This is a genomic window from Virgibacillus sp. MG-45, assembly GCF_036409425.1.
GTDB lineage: Bacteria > Bacillota > Bacilli > Bacillales > Amphibacillaceae > LDC-1.
Window position 1 is genome coordinate 365,903 of the sequence record NZ_JAXOFU010000001.1, and the last position, 22,481, is coordinate 388,383.

Here is a 22,481-nt window from a genome sequence, read left to right on the forward strand (position 1 = left end):
ATTCCATGGATATACAACTAAAAGTTAAAAAAAACATTCAATTTCGTGCCAGCTATTTATTTTTTATTCTTGCTTCTACACAAATCGGAGTAGGAATAATGGGTGCACCTCGCTATATCTTTCAATATGCAAAACAGGATTCTTGGATATCCATCCTTATTTCCTTTTTATTCATGATCGTTGTCATGTTTGCAATGCTTTATATATTAAGAAGTTACGGTAGTGCAGATATCTTTGGTATTCAGGTCGATCTATTCGGTTCCATTATTGGCAAAATTTTAGGAACGGTATATATTGTCTATTTTCTAATGGGATTAATGACCGTATTACTAACTTATATTGAAACGGTACGCTTATTCCTTTATCCGACTCTTTCTCCCTTCGTAATCGCGTTCTTGTTACTTAGTCTCGCAATTTACGCAGTTTATGGAGGAATTCGAGTTACAGTCGGGGTTACATTTCTCTTCTTTTTGTTATCACAATGGGTTTTACTGCTTTTATATGACCCGGTTTCAAGGATGGAATGGGAACACTTCTTACCGATGTTTCAAACACCAACCTCTGAGCTTTTAAAAGGAGCAAAAGAAACTACCTTCACACTTTCTGGCTTCGAGATTGTTTTTTTACTTTATCCATTTGTTCATAATAAGGACCAGATAAAAAAACCAATCTTTTTCGGCATCTCATTTGCAGCTTTTATCTTGTTTATCCTAACAATCATTAGTATTGGGTATTATAGCTTAGAGGATCTTGAAAATATTGAATGGTCTGTTCTGACTTTATTTAAAGGCATTAAATACACTTTCATTGAGCGACTTGACTATGTTGTAGTCGTTGAATGGATGATGGTCATTATCCCTAATACAATTATGCTTTTATGGGGCATTACACATGGCATTAAACGGCTATATTCCATACCTAGCAAGTATTCGGTCTATTTTGTCTGTGGGCTACTGTTACTCGCAGCAAGTATTATAAAGGATGATGCACATATCAATAAACTCACGGGGACTGTTTCGGAAGTAGGTTTTTGGATTGTATTTATCTATCCGTTAGTTCTCTTACCCATTGTTTGGCTAAAAAGAAAGAATCATAAGAAAAAAGGAAGTCGTTAACATGAGGTATCAACATAATTGTTTTATCCTTCTTTGTATGCTTTTTTTAACTGGGTGTTTGCAATCAAGTCAGCTCGAAAAAATGGGGATCATTACAGCAAAAGGGACGGACGTAAGCGATAATGGGGATATTGAATTATCAATTGTATTATTTCAATTTGAAGCGCAATCCACCAATAATACAAAAATCGTTTCAGGAAAAGGAAAAACAATACAGGGTGCCATTCAAAATGCGAACTATGAAACCAATTTTAAACTTAGCTCTGAAAAACTCCAATTAGAGTTATTTGGCCGTGAAGCTGCTGAACGTGGGATTCATCGATTCGTAGATACATTAGCTCGTGAAGCAAATTTACCAAACACGATGTTTTTATCTTTGAGCAACTCTAGTGCAAAGGAAATCATGCTTATCCAAGAAAGTGGCATTGCAATGAATATTGGGCAATATCTGCATGGCGTTATTGATAAAAATGCCCCTGATCATATTTTTCCAAAGATAACGCTTAGTGCTTTTTTAGCTTCACTCTATGATGTTGGGGTCGATCCAATCTTACCAATATTCGAACTAGAAGACGGGATACCTAAAATTACTAAAATCGGTATTTTCAAAGAAGATAAACTGGTTGGCGAGGAGTCAATCGATGACCGGGTATTATACAATTTAATGCATAAGAAAATTAAAGAAGAAACACTCTTTGTGACGTTGCCTTTTACTCCATTTCAAAAGGATGTGCAACAAATGCTATCTCAAGGCGAAGAAAACCTATCTACATCATTCAACATCCTTTCTGGAAGTAGTAATACCATCTTAAAAGATAAAAGAGACCTTTCTTTTCAAACAAACATTAAGTTGGAGCTTGAACTTACTGAAACTTCATATCAGTTAAACTTTAAAGATGAGCAAGTGATAAGAAAACTTGAGCAAGCAGTCGAAAAGAAACTGGCTTCTACGTATAAAAGTATCCTGGCTGATTTACAACAATTAAATGCAGATTCATTTGGCTATGGAAAAACCTATCGTATTCACCAAAAAGGAAATAAGCTAACAAAGACGGAGTGGCATGAATTATATCCCAAAATTAATGTAGACTTCTCCGTCGATGCAAATATCATTTACCATGGTGAAATTGATTAAAAGAAGCGATGTTACAAACAAAATGAGAGGCTGGAATCTACACCAGCCTCTTTTGAATTTGTTTCATCAACCATGATACTCCAGACTTTCATTCACTTCTTCAGATACAAGTCCTGACAACACATGGACACGTAAAATAAAGCCTACTAATTTATTCTCCTCATTTACAACCGCAAGTGGATATTTTGATTCTAACGCTTTTGGAATAATATCATTAATATATGCTTCTTTTTCAACAACCATAAAATCTTGGCATAAAATATCCTCAAGTGTTTTCTTATCCTTGATTCCTTTAATAGCATCATCAATTGTTACGATTCCTTTAATGTGTCGCTGGCGATCTACAACAAACACACTAGAAATTCCATTTTCCTTCATTTCCTTAATCGCTACATTTATCCCATCCTTCATGGAAACAAGTGCATTTGGCTTTATCATAATATGCTCTGCTTGAAATACCTTTGAGCGATCGATATCTTTAATAAACTCCGAAATGTATTGATTTGCTGGCTGTTCGATAATTTCCTCTGGTGTTCCTACTTGAACAACACGGCCGTCCTTCATTACAGCAACACGATCACCAAGCTTAAAGGCTTCGTTTACATCATGCGTAATAAAAATAATGGTTTTTTGCAAGCGCTCTTGAATATCAAGTAGCTCTAGCTGCATTTCCCTGCGAATTAACGGATCTAAGGCACTAAATGGCTCATCCATTAACAAAATATCTGGGTCATTCGCAAGTGCACGAGCTAATCCTACGCGCTGCTGCATCCCACCTGATAATTCGTCAGGATATTTATCTTCATATCCTTTCAAGCCAACTATTTCAATATTTTTTAATGCGATTTGCTGTCGCTCTTCTTTCGATACATTTTTTACCTCGAGCCCATACTCAACATTTCCTAAGATCGTTCGATGACTAAATAGTCCAAAATGCTGAAACACCATCGCAATTTTTTCCTGTCGCATTTTTTTTAGCTGCGATTTATTGGCAGTAACGATATCCGCATCATCAATATAAATCGATCCATCTGTTGGCTTATTTAAAAGGTTAAAGCAACGAATGAGTGTGGATTTCCCACTACCCGACAGTCCCATAATAACGAAAACTTCCCCTTTTTTAATATCTAGGGATACGTCATATACGCCAACTGTATGATCTGTTTCGGTTAATATCTCTTCCTTTGTTTTACCTTGTTTAATGAGCGGAATAATGGATTTTGGCTTAGGTCCAAATATTTTTGACACATGCTCAAGCCTTACCTTTGTTGACATTATGCCACCTCCTTATGCTTTTGAAGCTTTCCAGCAATACCATTTGTAATCCGGTCAATGATAATAGCTAAAAAGACAATACTAATTCCAGCTTCAAAGCCTAAGGCAATATCTATCCGATTAATGGATATTAACACTTGCTCTCCAAGTCCTTTTGCCCCAACCATTGAAGCAATAACCACCATCGCAAGAGCCATCATTGTCGTTTGATTGACTCCTGCCATTATCGTTGGCATTGCTTGCGGAAGCTGGACCTTTCGCAGCATCTGCGTTTTGGAAGAACCGAAGGATAAAGCCGATTCAATCACTTCTTTATCTACATTACGTATTGCCAGCTCTGTTAAACGAATAACTGGTGGCAAGGCATAAATTAATGTTGCAAAGATCGCCGATACATTTCCAAGTCCAAAAAAGAATATAGCAGGAATTAAATAAACAAAGCTTGGCATTGTCTGCATCGCGTCTAATAAGGGGCGCATCACATTTGAAAATCCTTTACTAAAGGCCATCCAAACTCCAAGTGGTATTCCCAATACCAAACAAATCATTACAGCAGCAAGTATAATGGCTATCGTAGTCATCATATCTTCCCATAACCCAAAGGATCCAATTAAAAAAATGAAAAAGGCATAAAGTACACCGGAAAAAATAGATTTAAAATACCAACCAAGTAAAAATATAATCAAAATAAACGACCACCACGGTAACCATGTTAAAAAGTCGTCAATTCCATTAATAGACCTCGATGAAACAAAATAAATAAAATCAAAAAATCCTTCTAACGCGTTGTCCAAAAATGTGACAAAACGGTCCACATAATCTCCTAAATGCATTTCAATATCTGGAAAACTCCCCATAGACCGACTGCATGATGCAGCCTTCTCACCTCTCTTTTTTTATCAAATTTGAAAGCAGCTAACCGCATTGGCCGATTAGCTGCCTTCTGCCTTAATTTAGAGCATCTTTTACTTTCTCAGCAACTTCATCAGATACCCAAGCTGTCCATATATCTTCATATTCCTTCATCCACCATACAGCAGCCTCTTCTGCCGACACATCATTTGCTTCCATATAATTTAATGCATCCTCTGTAAGCTCACTGCTTGTTTCATAGTTTTTCAGAAAATCTACAACTTCAGGTGCTTGATCAGGCACATCTTTATGAACTGCTACAACGACATCGTTTGGTGGAAATTCTGTTCCTTTTGTTTTCTCCCATGTTTCAGGATCAAATGCCGGCTCCTCTAAAAGCGTTAAATCATACTTAGCTGTTACCCATGTTGGTGACCAATAATAGCCTACCCACGCTTTACCAGATTCATAGGCAGAAACTAAATCAGCAACAGCCGCAGAATCGGATCCGGGGATGAAATTATTCATTGTTTCATCTAATCCATATGTTTCAAATTTTTGTGTAATTGATTTTTCAACCGCCCAGCCACTTGGACCATTTATAATTCGTCCACGACCTGGATCTTCTGGATCTTCAAATACTTCGGGATACTTTTTCAAATCCTCCACCGTACGTAAATCGGGAGCCATTGCTTCAATCCCTCTTTCTTCATCTCCCTCAATCACATAGGTTGGAACATATAATCCTTGCTTATTATCATCGAAATTAACAGATAGCTTTTCAATATCCCCTGCATCAATTGCTTCTTCATATACTTCTTTAATGTTGTCTGTCCATACTTCCATATAAACATTAATGTCTCCTTCACGAAGCCCTTGAACCGTTGCAGCAGTAGAACCAGATGTAACGTCTGTTTTATACCCTAATCCTTCTTCCACAATCATTTGTGCAATGCTATTATGCACACGAATACTATCCCATCCAGCATCGGCAAAAACAATTTTATCAATTTTTCCATCACCAGCAGAATCAGAGCTACATGCTGAAAGTACGGTTAAAAATGTTATAAGTAATAAAAATCCAATCTTTTTCATTCTTTTTCTCCTTTTTTACTGAATTTTAACTGTTGGCGGTATGTCTTCCTTCTCTCGATAATTATTTTGAATAATCAAAAAACTCAACGCCCAATTATCTTTTGAACGACTTTTATTTCAGTCGTTTACTAACTTCCCATCATGAATAGAAATAATAGAAGAAAGGAGGAATAGTTCGTAGAAAGTGAATCCTGTTATTGTGCCAACATATTAAGATTACCGAACATACTCGTCTAATACAAATTGAATATTGACCGATTTTTCTTGAAAATTCATTGTTATTCGGCATTATCTTCATATAACCTAATATATTGCCAATATGACCAATAATACGCAGTATTACATACATATATAAGCACTTTTTACTGATTTTTCTGTTAAACAAGATGCATTTTAAGCTGTTCTTATAAAAAATCGAGTATAAAATCGATTTGATTTCATACTCGATAGCATTTTATTTCTTTTTAGCATAGGTTTTAATTATAGAAACAACCTTATCACGGGCTTGCTCACTTTTATATGCTTTCATTTTATCTTGCATCAAAGGACCTTGCTTCTTCAAGGTTAATAATTCTTTTACCAAGCGTTCATTCATTAAATCTGCTTCTTCAAGTACATTGGCATAACCTTTATCAGAAAAGGATTTGGCATTAATAATTTGATCTCCTCTACTCGCTTCCTTTGACAACGGAATTAGTAGCATCGGAATTCGCAAGGCAAGAAATTCATAAATCGCATTTGCCCCAGCACGTGAAAGCACAAAATCTGTTGCTGCAAAAATATCCGTTAATTCATCGCCTACATATTCAAATTGCTTGTAGCCTGACAGCTCGATTTGTTCATCCGTTTTTCCATAGCCGCAAATATGAATAATTTGGAAGCTGTCTAGTAAGGAGGCTAAGCTTTCCCTTAACGCACCGTTAATTCGTTCAGAGCCACCACTTCCTCCCATGACTAAGAGCACTGGCTTTTCATTTGTAAATCCACAAAGAGCTAATCCTTTTGCTCGGTTCCCTTGGAATAACTCTTCTCGAATTACAGCACCAACGTATTCTGCCTTCTCCTTTGGCAAGTATTCTAATGTTTCAGAGAAGGTTGCTAGCACTTTTTTGGCGAAGGGAATCGATAGTTTATTCGCAAGGCCAGGGGTAAAATCTGATTCATGGATAACAGCTGGCACACCGCGTAGCTTCGCTGCCAAAATAACAGGAACAGAAACAAATCCACCTTTTGAGAAAACGATGGATGGGTTTCTTTTTCCAATGATACGCCATGCTTGACCAACTCCTTTTAGCACTTTAAAAGGATCCTTTATATTTTCTAACGACATGTATCTTCTTAATTTCCCAGTAGAAATTGGAAAGTATGTCACATTGTCCAACTGCTCAATTAACTTTCGTTCAATTCCTTGATGTGATCCTATGTAATCTATTTCCCATCCTTCTCGCTGGAATACTGGAATTAATGCTAAGTTCACGATGACATGACCAGCAGTACCACCACCAGTAAAAAGAATTCGTTTCTTTTTCTCCATAAATAATTCCTCTCTTTCGCTAAATACATTAAAACAGTATAATATACAGATATGGATAAATCCCGATTAGAGAAACATCCGCTATTTCTATAGCTAATTTTTTTGCCTAAATATGTATTTTCAAAAAAAATTACATGCTTTCTCTTCTTTATCCTATTCGAAAATCAGTTAAAAAGGAAGCGTTTATATGCACGAAACAGGCACGTTAAAAGAAAAATTAAAGCTATTTTCATATATTTTATTTCCTATACTTATTACCCAAGTAAGTATGTATTTAATGAACGTCTTCGATACAATCATGTCTGGGCAAGCAGGAGCTGTCGATCTTGCAGGCGTAGCAATTGGTTCTAGCCTTTGGGTTCCTATATTTACAGGTGTTAACGGAATTCTCTTGGCCATAACTCCTATTATAGCGCATTTAATAGGGGCGAAGGCAACCGATAAAGTAGCAGGAAAAGTACAACAAGCAATGTATTTATCCATTGCACTAGCTATCATCGTTCTCATTGTTATCGCATTTGCACTTGATCCAATTTTAGAAGCTATGGATTTAGAATCTGGTGTTCAGCATACCGCAAAATATTATTTATTAACATTAGTAACAGGTATTGTCCCGTTATTTATTTTTAATACACTTCGCTGTTATATCGATGCATTAGGACAAACAAGAATATCAATGGTAATCATTTTAATTTCGTTACCACTTAATCTTGTATTTAATTATATTTTTATTTTCGGTAAGCTTGGACTTCCGGCATATGGAGGAATTGGCGCAGGAATTGCCACCGCTCTAACGTATTGGCTTGTATGCTTCCTTGCCATTTGGATCGTATATTCCGTTCGTCCTTTCCAGAACGATCATATCTTTTCTAATTGGACAAAGCCTACTATAAAAGCATGGATAGAACAATTAAAAATTGGGGTACCGATTGGCTTTGCTATTTTCTTTGAAACAAGTATTTTCTCAGCGGTTACATTGCTCATGAGCGTATATAGCACTTACACAATTGCTGCGCATCAGGCGGCGATAAATTTTGCTTCGCTTCTATACATGATTCCTTTAAGTGTTGGGATGGCCTTAACAATTGCTGTTGGTTTTGAAGTAGGCGCAAAACGATATAATCATGCGAAAACCTATAGCTATATCGGTATTAGTGGCGGTTTATTTATCGCATTATTTGCTGGACTCATCTTATATCTATTCAATGATGTAGTAGCGAGTCTTTATAACTCAAATCCAGAGGTAGTAGCATTAACGAAACAGTTTATCTTTTATGCAATCTTTTTCCAGCTTGCTGATGCGTTTGGAGCACCGATACAAGGAGCGCTTCGTGGTTATAAGGATGTCAACATAACATTGATGATGGCGCTTATTTCCTACTGGTTCATTGGCTTACCAAGTGGCTGGCTGTTAGCAAATTATACTGCTCTTGAACCATTCGGATATTGGGTAGGAATCATTATTGGACTTAGTGTGGGCGCTGTTACTTTACTCTTTCGCTTATTTCATTTACAAAAGAAGCATGTATAGAATAATTCGAGTTTCTCGAATTCCGAATAAAAGCTTCGCAGTTTAAAAATAGGATCGCTTTCCCTGGGCACAAATGCGACATATCGCACCCAGAAAAAGCGATCCTTCTTTTTCAAAGCCTATCCTATACGCAAAGACTCAACGATTTCATTCAGATTCTTTTTATAAACGTTTCGTCCATGCTTTTCTTTTAAAGAAAAAGCCCAGCAATAGTTGCAGATAATATTGATGCAAGTGTTGCACCAACTAGTAGCTTCAATCCAAAGCCAGAAACCTCAATTGCCTTCTTACTATCGATAGCTTGTACAGTACCTGCAATAATTCCAATTGATGAGAAGTTAGCAAAGCTCGTTAGGAATACAGACACAATCCCTACTGTTTTTTCTGACATGCCACCAAGAATTTTTTGGAATTCAAGCATAGCAACAAATTCATTTGTCACAATTTTTGTTCCCATGATTCCGCCTGCCTGAATTACTTCACTTGGAGAAATTCCCATCAGTACACCAATTGGGGCTAATACATACCCTAAAATTGTTTGAAGCGTTACACCTGAAAAAGCAAATTGGATTATCCAATTTATAAGCTCCAACGAGGCAATAAAGGCAACAAGCATTGCGCCAACAATTAATGCAATTTTACCACCGTCTAATGCACCATTACTCATCGCTTCAAAAATACTCTTTGCCCCAGATACGTCCTTAATGTCCACACGGTCTTCTTCTTTTGGAACACGGACAGGAGCAATGACCGATGCAACGATAAGTGCACTAAACATATTCAATGGCAATGCGACCAACACAAATTGCGGAGGCAATATTTGTAAATATGCACCAACTATTGATGCTGATACAGAGCCCATCGCTGACGCACTAACAATGTATAGCCGATTTTTATTTAAATGATGAAATTGCGTTTTAATCGCAATTAATGCTTCTGACTGTCCAAAGAAAATACTATTCACCGCATTAAAGGATTCCACTTTAGGCAAACCGGTAATTTTAGAAATTAAACTTCCCAGATACTTGATAATAAGTGGTAAGATTTTCAAGTAAGTCAGCACAGATAAAATGGTGGAGAAAAAGATAATAAGCAATAAAACGTCAAAAAAGAAAATACTGTTACTTTCCGTTCGAGCAACTCCACCTACGATAAAGTCTACCCCTGTTGTTCCAAACTCGATAAGCTTATTAAACACTGCGGAAACACCATTAATAATTGTCTTTCCAATTTCGGTTGAAAACATGAACCACGTTGTTAATAGTTGTGCAACCAGCATAATTCCGATGCCTGTTAAATTAATATTTCGCTTCTCATTCGACATCAAATAAGCTAGTCCGAGGACAACAATTATTGCTGTTATCCCAAGAAGAATATCCACGGATGTAGCCTCCTTATTATTTTTTACTCTGCAAATGCTTACAAACACAATTTTTACTATAACAGGTTGTCAGACGTCATGCAATTGAAAAATACCTACCAAGTTTTACATGCATTTAGCTTTCCCAATTTAAATTCTTTTTACTTTAAACTTAAAACCAAGTACCCAACTTTTTATTATTTCAAACAAAAAACAGCCCTGAGCTTATCAGGACTGCTTGATATCAATTACCAATTAGTGGGCAGGGAAAAAGATCATCTGCAATAAAAAGATTACGCCAAAAATATATATAATCCAATGTACGTCTTTCCCCTTACCACTGACAAGCTTTAGTAAAGGATACGTAATAAAGCCAATTGCTATACCTGTTGAGATACTTGATGTTAAAGGCATAGTCAGAATAATCGCAAATGCCGGGAATGCTTCATCAAAGGATTTCCAATTAATTCTTGCTAATCCCTCCATCATAAAACAACCAACAATGATTAACACGGGTGCTGTAATCGCCGATAGATTAGAAATAGCACTAATAACTGGGGTAAAGAATATCGATACAATAAATAAGACTGCTACAACGAGTGCCGTTAGTCCCGTTCTTCCACCTGCTGCTACACCTGAAGTGGATTCTACATATGCAGTGGATGGACTTGTTCCAAACATAGAACCAACCGTGGTTGCCGTTGCATCGGCGAATAAAGCTGCTTTTGCTCGAGGTAAATTGCCATCCTTCATCAAACCAGCCTGTTCGGCAACTCCTATAATCGTTCCAGTAGTATCAAAAATCGTTACAAGTAAAAATGCAAATACGACTGTGTAAAGTCCATTACTAAAAACACCAGCAATATCCAAGTCAAAAAATACAGGTAATGGTGGCATAGAAGTTACTTTTTCAAATTGAAGCTGTTCTGTAAAGAAAGCTATCAATCCTGTCGCAAGCATTCCTAAAAATAACGCCCCTTTTATTTGTCGGGCCATCAGAACTAAGGTAATAAATAACCCCGCTAATGCCAACAAGGTATGTGGCTGATGCAGATCACCAAAACCAACCATATTTGCCTCATTTGGCACAACAATACCTGACATCTTCAAACCTAGAAAAGCAATGAATAATCCAATTCCAGAGGTGATTCCAAACTTCAAGGATGCTGGTATTGCACGTATTAATGTTTCACGAAGCTGAGTAAAGCTTAAAATAATAAATAAAAGTCCAGCTAAAAAAACGGTACCAAATACTACCTGGTAGGATAAACCCTGTGAAGCAACGACACTTGCGAAATAGGCATTCAATCCCATTCCAGGCGCAATCGCGATAGGATAATTCGCAGCGAATGCCATTATCAACGTCCCTGTTACAGCAGAGATTATTGTTGCCATGAATACTTGTTCAAATGGAACACCAGCTGAGGTGAGAATCGCAGGATTAACGATAACGATATAAACCATTGTTAAAAATGTGGTAAGTCCCGCAACCATTTCCGTTCGGATATTTGTGTTGTTTTGTTTTAATTTAAAAAAGTCATTCACTTTTATCACCTATTTCCGTATGTTTAAACCAACATATTATATAATATTCGTTTTTAGGGCATTTTTCAATAGGTGAAGCTAAATTTCGAAAAAAGAAATACTTACCAATAACATGAGATAAAATAGGAGTAATATTCTATAAGAATAAGAAAAATCGCGCTATTCCATAGAACAGCACGATTTTTCTTATTCTTTCGATTAACCTTCTAATAATAAATCATAAGGATCTTCAAGTAATTGTTTTACACGTACTAAGAATTGAACAGCTTCTTTTCCGTCAACAATACGGTGATCATATGAAAGAGCAAGGTACATCATTGGTCTGACCTCGATCGAATCATCTGGCATGACAACCGCACGTTTTTGAATATTGTGCATTCCCAATATTCCTACCTGAGGTGCATTTAGAATTGGCGTAGATAGCATGGAACCAAATGTTCCTCCATTGGTAATCGTAAACGTACCACCTTGCAAGTCACTCAAGCCTAGTTTTTTGTCACGAGCCTTTGTTCCAAGCTCTTTAATTTCACGTTCGACACCAGCGAAATCCAACCGATCTGCATCACGAACTACTGGAACAACTAAGCCTTCATCTGTGGAAACAGCGATTCCAATATCATAGAACTTCTTAAGAACTAATTCATTGCCTTGTATTTCCGCATTTAATAGAGGGAAGTCCTTTAATGCTCCTACTACCGCTTTTGTGAAAAATGACATAAAGCCTAGCTTTACACCATGTTTGTTCATGAATTTTTCTTTACGCTCATTGCGAAGCTGCATCACATTTGTTAAGTCAACTTCGTTAAAAGTTGTAAGCATCGCAGCTGTTTGCTGTGCTTCAACGAGGCGATTCGCAATCGTCATGCGGCGACGAGACATTTTTACACGCTCAACAGGCTTGTCGAAAGTGGTTTTCTCTGCTGCTTCCGCCTTTGGAGCTGCTTGCTTTGAAGCTTTGTTATCGGTTTGCTTTGCAGCTGCTTCTACATCCTCGGGACGTATACGACCTAGAGGGTCGCGGGATGGCACATTACGCAAATCGATATTTAATTCACGTGCGCGTTTCCGAGCTGCTGGAGAAGCGATAACATCGAGTTTATTGCCTGCTTCCTTTTCCTCTTCCTTCACAGGAGCTTGCTCTTTCGGCGCTTCCTTTGTAGTTGCTTCTTTTTCTTTTGCTGCTTCCGCTGGCGCTTCCTTTACTGGTGCCGTTTCTCCAGCAACGCCGTTTTCATCAATTTTCGCGATGATGTCCCCAACCTGAACATCTTCCCCTTCGCTAGCAATAATTTCTGTAATCACACCTTCATAATCCGAGTTTACTTCTACATTGACTTTGTCTGTTTCCAATTCAACAATTGGATCCCCTTTTGCTACCTTATCTCCTTTTTTAACTAACCATTCCGCAATGGTACCCTCTGTGATCGATTCTGCAAGTTCTGGTATCTTAATTTCTTTCACTGGAATCTCCTCCTATTGTCGGATTAATCGCTTGTTGTATTACTTGACGTTGCTCCATCTTATGAACATTTGGTTCCCCAACAGCTGGTGATGAACGATCTGGACGGCCAATATAACGTAACTGTTGACCTTCCTTCAACAAATCTCTTAGATAATCATCAACAAAATTCCAAGCCCCCATGTTCTTTGGTTCTTCTTGTACCCAAACAATTTCTGCAAGGTTTGGAAGCTCACGAATTACCTTTTCTAATGCTTTCCTAGGGAATGGATAAATTTGCTCTAGTCGTAACACGCGTAACCAATCATACTTTTCATTTGATGCTTCAAGTGCTTCTTCAATATCAACCATTACCTTTCCTGAACCAATCAAGAGACGTTTCGCATGCTTGTTGCTTACTTTAAGGTTAGGTTGATTACGTAATGGAAGGAAATTACCTTCCGAAAATTCTTCTGGACTAGAAGCAACTCGTTGATTACGTAATAAGCTTTTCGGTGTCATCAATACTAATGGTCGGGCCTCTTCTCTTCCGCGCATTGCCGCTTGACGACGAATGAGATGGAAGAACTGTGCTGAAGAGGTTACATTTGCGACAATCCAATTGTTTTCAGCTGCTAGCTGTAAGAATCGCTCGAGTCTTGCACTAGAATGCTCTGGACCTTGCCCTTCATAGCCATGTGGAAGAAGCATTACCATGTTGGATTTATCTCCCCACTTTGCACGCGCTGCAGCAATAAATTGGTCAAAGATGACTTGGGCAGCATTCGCAAAATCACCAAATTGTGCTTCCCAAATTACTAATGTTTTAGGAGAATGCACACTATATCCATATTCAAAACCTAAAACCCCAGCCTCAGACAGAGGGCTATTTCGAATATCAAACGATGCTTTCACACCCGTCAATCCATGTAATGGACAATAGGACTCACGTTTTTCTACATCATGTAATACAAGATGACGATGCGCAAATGTACCACGTTCTGCATCCTGTCCTGTAATCCGAATCGGGATACCATCGTGTAAAATAGAAGCATACGTTAATGCCTCTCCTGCACCCCAGTCTGCTTTATTTCCTTTATCCAAAACATTTTCTCTACGCTTTAATATTTTTTCCAGCTTTTTAAATCCATTAAAGCCTTCTGGTCGCTTCAGTAAATCCTTATTTAAAGCTTTTAATGTAGCGAGCGGTACCGCTGTTTCAAATTGATCTAAGCCATTTTTAAGCACCTCTGGCATTACACGCATTTCTGCTTTTTTAACATCATCTTCTTTCATCCCATTATAAATGGAACGCAATTGCGCTTCTCTTTCTTCAAGCATCTTTCCATACGCATCCTTTAAAACAATGCCTTTATCTACTAAATTCAATGCAAATACATTTCCAGCAGTTGGATGCTCGTCTATATCCTTGTACAGCTGTGGCTGTGTCGCTCTTGGCTCATCCATCTCATTATGGCCATAACGACGGTAACCTACTAAATCTATTAAAAAGTCTTTGTTAAACGTTTGACGGTAATCATACGCAAGTTTTACTGCAGACACACATGCAACAGGATCATCTGCATTTACATGAATAATTGGAATTTCAAATCCTTTTGCCAGATCACTTGCATAACGCGTGGAGCGTCCATCCTCCTGATCTGTTGTATACCCAACAAGGTTATTCGCAATAATATGCAGCGTTCCACCTGTTGAATACCCTTTTAATCCACATAAGTTTAATGTTTCAGCTACAACACCTTCACCTATAAAAGCGGCATCGCCATGAATTAAGACAGGGACAGCTTTTTGGTAATCTTGTTTCGGATAGCCTGCTTCAGATCGTTCATCTTGTGCTGCACGAGCAAATCCTTCCACTACTGGATTAACAAATTCAAGATGAGAAGGATTATGAGCTAATGTAACGCGGGTTGTGCTTTCGTCTCCGCCTTTTACTTCTTTCACTGCTCCAAAATGATATTTCACATCTCCAGTCCAGCCATAATTGATTCCTGTTGAACCTTCTGATGGAATCAGCTCCTTGTTAGGAGAATGATGAAACTCGGAGAAAATTTTATCAATTGGCTTGCCTAACACATGGGCCAGCACACTTAAACGTCCACGATGCGCCATTCCCATCATAATATTTTCAATATTATCCTCTGATGCATATTTCACGATATGATCAAGCATCGGTACCATTGATTCTAAACCTTCAATGGAAAAACGCTTTTGACCGACAAAGGTTTTCTGCAAAAAGGCTTCAAATCCTTCTACATTCGCTAACCTTTCGAGCAACTGCTTTTTCTCTTCATCTGATAAAGACAGCCGCGCATTTCCAGTCTCAATTCGATCCAATAACCAAGTACGTTCTTCATCATTATTCACGTGATCATACTCATAGGTAATTGTTCCAGTGTAATATTTTTTTAATTCTTTTACTACATCCAACCCATTTGTAACATGGCTTGGTGCCTTTTCCCATATCCAGGAAGCCGGAATTTGTCGTAAATCGCTGTCCGAAAGCCCATATGAACTTGGATCGACAAGCTTCGATTTTCGATTTTTCTTAAGACCTACTGGGTAAATATCAGCCTCTAGATTTCCGAAACGACGAATAGCCTCAACAAGTTTCATTGCTGAGGTTAACTTCTTTACATCATTTACGGACGGACCTTTCGTTTCCCCTTTAATAGATACTTCTCCACGATACAACCAATCGGGAGCCCCATATTGATCAAACACCTCTTTGAGTGAAGGATCAACTGCTTCTGGATCCTCCTTATACAACTCAAATTGTTCCTCAACATACCCTACGTTTGGGCCATGAAATTCTCCCCAGAATCTTTCAATAGATTCTTCCGTCTGTGTCACGTCTAATACCCCCATCAGAAGTTAACTTTCTCCGTTTTAAAAATGACATTTAAATCGTCTTATGAAACGGCTGTTCACACTCAAGTTCCATTATAGAATTCGAGCACGACTTCATCAACTAATATACCCTATTTTAATAGGGGAAACAATAATTCCTGCATCGTTTATTGAAAAGATTTTATGATCGCAATAAACACTTTACATGAAATAGGATTTTTGTTGCTAACAGCCAAAGTATGAAGCGTTTTTTTTATTCATTACACAAGAATCGTGTTCAAAATTTGCTGAAAGGTTCACATTGATGTATTTTTTTTGTATAATAGGAAAAGAATATCGGAAAGCAATGTGATTCTACATACCTTTTCATTTATCCGTAAAGGGGGATATGGAAATGAAACTCGCACTGATTATTGGAGTGACTATCGTATTTATCACTGCTTGCTTTACATCAGGATATGAAGCAAAGCCTGGTGTACCAAAAAATAACCAATAAAAAATAGCAGGCACCTATTGATGCCTGCTATTTTTTATGGCTTATAATAGAATGATTAAGTTAAGCTAGGGAAGCCTTGCTGCCGTAATGCCTCATAAATAATAATCGCAGCCGTATTCGACAAATTAAGCGAGCGTACCTTATCTGTCATATGAATGCGTAGGACATTTTCTTCTTTTCCTTCTAAAAGTCGCTGCGGAATTCCATCTGTTTCTCTTCCAAAGACAAAGAAGATATCGTGATCTGTATTGCTGAAATCAAAATCCGTATAATGCTTTTCTCCAAAGTTTTCAATATAATAAAATACACCTTGTGGAAATTTAGTGTATACCTCTTCTAACGAATCATGCTCTTGTATATCCACATGCTTCCAATAATCTAACCCTGCTCGACGCAGCATTTTATCATCCGTTGAAAATCCAAGTGGATGCACAAGATGCAGCGTAGTATCTGTTGCTAAACAAGTTCTCGCAATATTTCCGGTGTTTGCAGGTATTTCTGGTTGATATAATACAATGTGTAAACTCACCATTCATTCTCCTTGCTGTATATCTAGTACTTTTCTCATTACAATGTTCTTATTATAGCACTATTCGCCAATTCTAAAAAACTTGTATTTAATATTCGGTGTCCAAGCTGCCGAATCTTCATAAGCCCAATAACGTTGTCGACTATTATTCGTATGCGCATTCACAAGTGGCATGCCATTCGCATCCTTTGCAACGACAATCGTATTATGTTCCCACTGATCATCACCTTGAAAATCATAGCAAATTACATCACCAGGTATTAATTCTTCCGGCCGATCAACTGCTGTTCCTTTTAAACCTTTTTTGGCACCACTTAAATACCATCTTAATGAATGTGCCACCGCCCAGCTATAACTCCAGCTATTATTGTTGTACCACCATCCTGTCCCTCGGTTGGGTGCTCCCCACATTGGTGCTCCTCCTGCAGCTAAGCATTGCGAAACATAGTTCGTACAATCAACATCAAAACTCCGATATTCTGGGTTATAGCTATTCCACCAACGCTCCGCATATTGTACTGCAGCAAGTCTATTATAAGCAAAACGTGACTGTTCATCTTTATCTGAACGCAATAGTTTCTCTGCATTTAAATCAACTTTAGCCGTTTGTTTCCTATCCTCTGTTATTTCCATATGATGCAGCAATGCACCATCTTCTAAAATCGCACGGTATGGTGTGATTTGCTCTTCCAGGTAAAAAAAATCTCCTTGTTTAATCAAATAAACAACATGAAAAAGATAAGAAATATCTTCTCGTTTTTTTTGTTTCACCGTATGAAACACTTGCCCGCTTCCTCGGATTCTTACAATTCGGGCCTCTCGCTTCTCGAATAGTTTCTGCTTCTTCTCCCACCATTCCATCCGTGTCTCGTTATTCGCAAACATATCAAGCCATATTTGTTTGATTTGTTCCATTAAAAATCCCCTCCATAATTCTACTATATGGAGAGGGGACAGTATTCCATGCAACTATTTTCATACCAATTCAATTAAAAAATGCTTTATTATTTGCACCCTGCTTAAATTAATTACTTCCTATATGCTGCGTTTTAAACTCGAGTCCTTTTTCCATTTCGAACAGCACGGCATCTTCTGTTTCTTTTTCCATTGCAGTCTGAATCGCTTGAAATGCGCGCTCAGTTCCGATCTTACCTAGTGTCCATGCTGCAGTACCACGAATCACTGGTCGAGGATCTTTTTCCATTAATTGAATTAAATCTTCGATGGCTGTTTCATCCTTAAAGTGAGCAAGCGCGATGATTGCATTTCGTTGGAGCGGTTTCTTTCCTCTCCACGAGCCAGAAATATGACCAAACCTTTCTTTAAACGCTTTATTCGATATTGTCAGCATTGGTTTTAGCTTTGGTTTTGCGATCTCCGGCTCAGGCTCAAATTCCTTGTGCACATGCATATCGATCTGCTTATTACGTGGACAAACTTGCTGACATGTATCACAGCCATAAATTCGATTTCCAATCTCCACACGAAATTCATCCGGTAAAAAGTCTTTTGTTTGTGTTAAATATGCAATACAACGTTGCGCATTTAACTGACCACCTTGAACGAGCGCACCGGTTGGACAAGCGTCGATACATTTCCGACAGTCACCACAGCTATCTTCTATTGGCTGATCTGGTGGAAAAGGAAGATTCGTGATCATTTCTCCTAAATAAACAAAAGATCCAAATTCAGGTGTAATAATAGAACAGTTTTTTCCATTAAATCCAATACCAGCACGCTCAGCAACGGCACGATCAGAGAGTTCTCCAGTATCAACCATGAGCTTTGTTTGTACTTCTGGAACCTTCTCGTGGATAAAGGCTGCCAGTTTTTCTAGGCGATCTTTTAAGACAATGTGATAATCCACACCCCAGGATGCTCGGCAAAAAATTCCTCTTCGATCTGCTTTTGTCCCTTTAGGAGCATTTTTGATGCGCGACGGATATGCCATTGCAATTGCAATGATGGACTGTGCTTCTGGCAATAACCGCTGCGGCTCTGTTCTTTCCTCAATTGTTCCTTTCTCAAATCCAGATTGGAAGCCAAGCTCTTGCTGTCTTCGCAAGCGTTCTTTCAGCTCACCGAATACATCAGCGGTCGTGAATCCAATTTTATCAATCCCAAGCTCTTTGCTATAGGCGATAATATCTTCTTTTAATTGATCGATATCCACTTGAGAACCCTCCTTTCTTATGCCAAGTATGATTATTTATTGGTTAGTTCTTTTCCTAGCTTTGGATGACAAGAGCAGTTCGCATGCGATTGAACACAGCTGCAATCTCATGTCGACGAGGACGTGCGAGGTCACCAGGATGCTTATTTCCATATACCGTAAAAGATGCCAAACCGTTTTCATCTAGTTGCTTTTCAATTCTATCTAGTAGGTTAGCAAGAGATTGATTAAGTTCATTCGTGCGATCCAAATAACTAATGATTTCTGCAATCATTCTTGTTTGGGAACGATCAACAATTTGCTCTACTCCTGAAAACTCGATAAAGCCTGTTCCCATTAATATACTGTGTAATCCTTTCGCTTGAATCTTTGAACGCTTTCCTTTTCGCGTTTGCAACGATGACTGTGAAAAATGCCGACTGGCAATTCTTCCAAATTTCTCATCCGCTTGCTCCTCACGTTGTAGTGGGTAGGTATTGATTATTTCCTTTACATTTGCCGTAGCATCATATGGAATATATTCATCCATCAAAACGACATGATCCGCTACTGCAAAATAATCCCCAGAGCCACCCATAACAAGTATCGTAGAAACACCTAGCTCTTGTAACTGTTTTATTTTATCGATAAACGGAGTTATTGGCTCTTTTTCTCTCGCTACAAGCTGCTGCATCCGAAAGTCACGAATCATAAAGTTTGTTGCACTCGTGTCTTCATCAAATAATAATGTCGTTGCTCCAGCCTCTAGAGCTTCTATTACACTCGCATCCTGAGAAGTACTTCCACTCGCATTTAACGTAGAAAAATGCTCCGTGTCTTGTTTCCCTGGTAAGTTATTAATAAATGGCGAGATATCTACGTTCGATATTTGTCTGCCATCCTCAGCTCGTATTTTCACTGCATTCGGATCCGTTAAAACAAATTCTCTTCCATCACCTTGCACATGATTGTAAACCCCGCGTTCCATTGCTTTGAGTATCGTGCTTTTTCCATGATAGCCTCCCCCAACGATCAGTGTAATGCCTTGTGGGATGGCCATACCCGTAATTTTTTCCTCCTGATGCGGAATTGAAAAAGATACTTCGCTTTCTTGCGGACTTTGAAATGGCACTCCCGATTTTAACGGTCGACTACTAATTCCGCTTTCACGTGGAAGCATCGAGCCATTTGCTATAAAGGCAACCCAATTATGCTGGCGCATTTCATTGCGAATTGCTTCCTGCTGATCTGCAAGCTGCATAGCTTCTGTTAATTGTTGATCCGTTCTCGTAAAAAAGGAGCTTTGCAAAATTTCAGGAATAGCATCGCCAAACAGTTTACGTGCTTCTTTTCCGTTTATTCTTCGACCATTTGCTGGTAAACTAACTGAAAAACAGATGGTGGTTTTAGCAGGCATGAGCTGTACTGAGGTCCGTTCGATTACCTCCTGCCCAGGCGTATCAAAGAAAATGGCACCACTCTTACCTGATCCTTTTCCAGAATAAGCCATGCTTGTAACTGCCCGCCCAACACTTCTAGCAATGGCGTCTTCAACAGCTATTTTTCTAGACTTGGTTTGTAGCCATTCTTCTTTAATATGTCGTTGAATAGTTGAAATAACGATACGAATTTTAGAAGGAGTTGCAAATGGATCACCTTGAACATGATCAATCCATAGCTCATAGTTTGAAAAGCGATAGCTTCCTTGCATGCTTTTATACGCTTTGTAGCCTTTGCCATCTAACTGTTGTAGCTTATTCCATAATTCTTTCAATCCGCTCACCTCGTTTGTTACATTGTAGACTTAGCATACTATGTGAAAATCGCGTAATTCAAGTAAAGGAATTACAAATATCTAAAGTTTATATAAACATCTATAAAAAAGGGGAAAATTAAAAACGCAACGCCCCGTAAGTTTTGTTACAGAACACTGCGTTAAGACATATGTATGGAGCGGGTGAAGGGAATCGAACCCTCGACATCAGCTTGGAAGGCTGAGGTTTTACCACTAAACTACACCCGCATTGATTATATAGGCTTTGAAATTGTATTTTGAATCCCGCACTTACATGTCCCTGCATCTGCTTGCCTACTCAGTGATGGGTATGCTTCGGGACAACTCGTCGCTTACTCGGCGGAAGCTTTGCTCGTGGCTGAGGTTTTACCACTAAACTACACCCGCATTGGTTAGATAAGCTTTAAAATTATATTGGAATCCCGCAAATACATGTCCCTGCATCTACTTGCCTACTCAGTGATGTGAATGCTTCGGGACAACTCGTCGTTTATTCAGCGGAAGATTTGCTCGTGGCTGAGGTTTTACCACTAAACTACACCCGCATTGGTTTTTAATTTGTTTTTTAACGACAAAATTTATTATAGCAAAATAAATTTTATATTTCAATAGGATTTCCGCATTTTTTTACAAACTTCTACACTTATTCAAATTACCCATAAAAACAAAATGAACATGCAAAATTATAAAGAATACGATAAATTAAAGGCATGCATCATATTTACAATCTCTATAGATAGGTATAGAATAGATTTAAAATTCTTGAGGGGGCGAAAAGCTTGTCCGTACATCCAGTTATTTTAACTCAATCTAAATTTCTCCACCGTGATAGTTTAAAGTTTCCTTTCGAGGAACGAGGACTGCAATTCGGTGATGGAATATATGAGGTAATCCGAATTTATGCAGGAAAATATTATTTATTAGAAGAGCATGTAGACAGACTGTTCCGTTCCATTGAAGCGATAAAAATTAAACTTCCGCTTACAAAGAAGGAATTAACAGAACAATTACTTGAGTTATTAGAAAAAAATAGTATGGACGGAGATGGGAAAGTCTATTTACAGGTAACCCGTGGCTCTGCTCCACGAGATCATGTATTCCCTGAAAATGTCGATGCGAATATTTACGCTTATGTGCAAGACTTACCACGTAACCTTGCTAAGCTCGAAAACGGTGTATCCGTCATTACACTACAAGATATTCGTTGGGATTACTGCTATATTAAAAGCCTGAACCTATTACCAAACGTACTGGCTAAGCAAGAAGCAAAAGAAAACGGCTGTTATGAAGCAATCCTTCATAAGAATGGTCTAGTTACAGAAGGTAGCTCCTCCAATGTTTATCTTGTAAAGGATGGAACCATTTATACCCATCCTGCCACTAAAAATATCTTACATGGCTGTGTAAGAATGGCTGTAGAACGTTTTACGAAAGAACTAGATATTCCACTTATTGAAGAAGCATTTACACTTGAAGATATCGCGGATGCAGACGAATTATTTTTAACAAGTAGTACATCAGAAGTACTTCCGATTATAAAAGTTAATCAGGATTTCGTTCAGGACGGAAAGCCTGGAAAGATTACTCGCCTTTTACAGCAAGCTTATGAAAAAGATGCAAATCTTACAAAACAAACCGTTTCTGCACACAATTAAGAAATAAACGGCTAATCTAGAACTAGCATATTGAATGTCCCCCAAAAGTTAGCGATAAGAAGCTTTCTTTTGGGGGTTTATTATACCTATTCATTGTAAAACC

Annotated in this window: 16 protein-coding genes and 1 tRNA gene; 4 read left to right on the forward strand and 13 right to left on the reverse strand. The window is 38.2% G+C overall.

Translation table 11 applies throughout. From position 1 onward, the window contains the following. The first annotated feature begins 5 nt into the window (after positions 1-5). Positions 6-1,115: a GerAB/ArcD/ProY family transporter gene (locus SPK86_RS01945; protein WP_330948564.1), complete on the forward strand. Its 1,110-nt coding sequence runs from the start codon at positions 6-8 to the stop codon at positions 1,113-1,115. 1 nt (position 1,116) lies between these two features. Then, positions 1,117-2,250: a Ger(x)C family spore germination protein gene (locus SPK86_RS01950; protein WP_330948565.1), complete on the forward strand. Its 1,134-nt coding sequence runs from the start codon at positions 1,117-1,119 to the stop codon at positions 2,248-2,250. A 66-nt stretch (positions 2,251-2,316) separates the two neighbouring features. Here the strand turns inward: SPK86_RS01950 and SPK86_RS01955 are convergent, their stop codons facing one another. From SPK86_RS01955 to SPK86_RS01970, 4 genes are all read right to left on the reverse strand, one after another. Next, positions 2,317-3,525, reverse strand: a complete 1,209-nt coding sequence (locus SPK86_RS01955) for a quaternary amine ABC transporter ATP-binding protein (protein ID WP_330948566.1) — start codon at positions 3,523-3,525, stop codon at positions 2,317-2,319. Beyond that, positions 3,525-4,382, reverse strand: coding sequence for an ABC transporter permease (locus SPK86_RS01960; RefSeq protein ID WP_330948567.1), 858 nt, complete (start codon positions 4,380-4,382; stop codon positions 3,525-3,527). Before SPK86_RS01960 ends, SPK86_RS01955 begins: the two co-directional genes overlap by 1 nt. Positions 4,383-4,473: 91 nt before the next feature. After that, positions 4,474-5,472: an ABC transporter substrate-binding protein gene (locus SPK86_RS01965; RefSeq protein WP_330948568.1), complete on the reverse strand. Its 999-nt coding sequence runs from the start codon at positions 5,470-5,472 to the stop codon at positions 4,474-4,476. Between the two features lie 454 nt (positions 5,473-5,926). Continuing rightward, on the reverse strand, positions 5,927-7,006 hold the full coding sequence (locus SPK86_RS01970) for an undecaprenyldiphospho-muramoylpentapeptide beta-N-acetylglucosaminyltransferase (RefSeq protein ID WP_330948569.1): 1,080 nt from the start codon (positions 7,004-7,006) through the stop codon (positions 5,927-5,929). Between the two features lie 187 nt (positions 7,007-7,193). Between SPK86_RS01970 and SPK86_RS01975 the strand changes: the two genes are divergently transcribed. Then, the gene (locus tag SPK86_RS01975) at positions 7,194-8,537 is read left to right on the forward strand and encodes an MATE family efflux transporter (protein ID WP_284139537.1); all 1,344 of its coding nucleotides are present in this window, start codon (positions 7,194-7,196) and stop codon (positions 8,535-8,537) included. A gap of 190 nt (positions 8,538-8,727) precedes the next feature. On the opposite strand, the gene SPK86_RS01980 is transcribed toward SPK86_RS01975, so the two are convergent. The 9 genes from SPK86_RS01980 to SPK86_RS02020 form a co-directional block, all read right to left on the reverse strand. Next, a complete protein-coding gene (locus SPK86_RS01980; RefSeq protein ID WP_284139538.1) occupies positions 8,728-9,918 on the reverse strand; it encodes a NupC/NupG family nucleoside CNT transporter in 1,191 nt (396 codons plus the stop codon). 234 nt (positions 9,919-10,152) lie between these two features. After that, positions 10,153-11,442, reverse strand: coding sequence for an NCS2 family permease (locus tag SPK86_RS01985; protein ID WP_284139539.1), 1,290 nt, complete (start codon positions 11,440-11,442; stop codon positions 10,153-10,155). A gap of 198 nt (positions 11,443-11,640) precedes the next feature. Continuing rightward, the gene (gene odhB / locus SPK86_RS01990; RefSeq protein ID WP_284139540.1) at positions 11,641-12,903 is read right to left on the reverse strand and encodes a 2-oxoglutarate dehydrogenase complex dihydrolipoyllysine-residue succinyltransferase; all 1,263 of its coding nucleotides are present in this window, start codon (positions 12,901-12,903) and stop codon (positions 11,641-11,643) included. Then, positions 12,890-15,754, reverse strand: a complete 2,865-nt coding sequence (locus tag SPK86_RS01995; protein WP_330948570.1) for a 2-oxoglutarate dehydrogenase E1 component — start codon at positions 15,752-15,754, stop codon at positions 12,890-12,892. Before SPK86_RS01995 ends, odhB begins: the two co-directional genes overlap by 14 nt. A 548-nt stretch (positions 15,755-16,302) precedes the next feature. Further along, complete coding sequence (gene trmL / locus SPK86_RS02000) at positions 16,303-16,776, reverse strand: tRNA (uridine(34)/cytosine(34)/5-carboxymethylaminomethyluridine(34)-2'-O)-methyltransferase TrmL (RefSeq protein WP_284139542.1); 474 nt, start codon at positions 16,774-16,776, stop codon at positions 16,303-16,305. A gap of 60 nt (positions 16,777-16,836) precedes the next feature. Next, positions 16,837-17,691 carry an amidase domain-containing protein gene (locus SPK86_RS02005; protein ID WP_284139543.1) on the reverse strand — a complete coding sequence of 285 codons (855 nt, stop codon included), beginning with the start codon at positions 17,689-17,691 and terminating at the stop codon, positions 16,837-16,839. Positions 17,692-17,800: 109 nt separating this feature from the next. After that, positions 17,801-18,949, reverse strand: a complete 1,149-nt coding sequence (gene queG / locus SPK86_RS02010; RefSeq protein WP_284139544.1) for a tRNA epoxyqueuosine(34) reductase QueG — start codon at positions 18,947-18,949, stop codon at positions 17,801-17,803. A gap of 55 nt (positions 18,950-19,004) precedes the next feature. After that, positions 19,005-20,702: an ABC-ATPase domain-containing protein gene (locus SPK86_RS02015; protein ID WP_330948571.1), complete on the reverse strand. Its 1,698-nt coding sequence runs from the start codon at positions 20,700-20,702 to the stop codon at positions 19,005-19,007. Between the two features lie 175 nt (positions 20,703-20,877). Beyond that, positions 20,878-20,951 (reverse strand) — tRNA-Gly (locus SPK86_RS02020). Positions 20,952-21,502: 551 nt separating this feature from the next. Here SPK86_RS02020 and dat point away from each other — a divergent pair. Continuing rightward, a complete protein-coding gene (gene dat / locus SPK86_RS02025) occupies positions 21,503-22,378 on the forward strand; it encodes a D-amino-acid transaminase (RefSeq protein ID WP_330948572.1) in 876 nt (291 codons plus the stop codon). Positions 22,379-22,481: the final 103 nt, after the last annotated feature.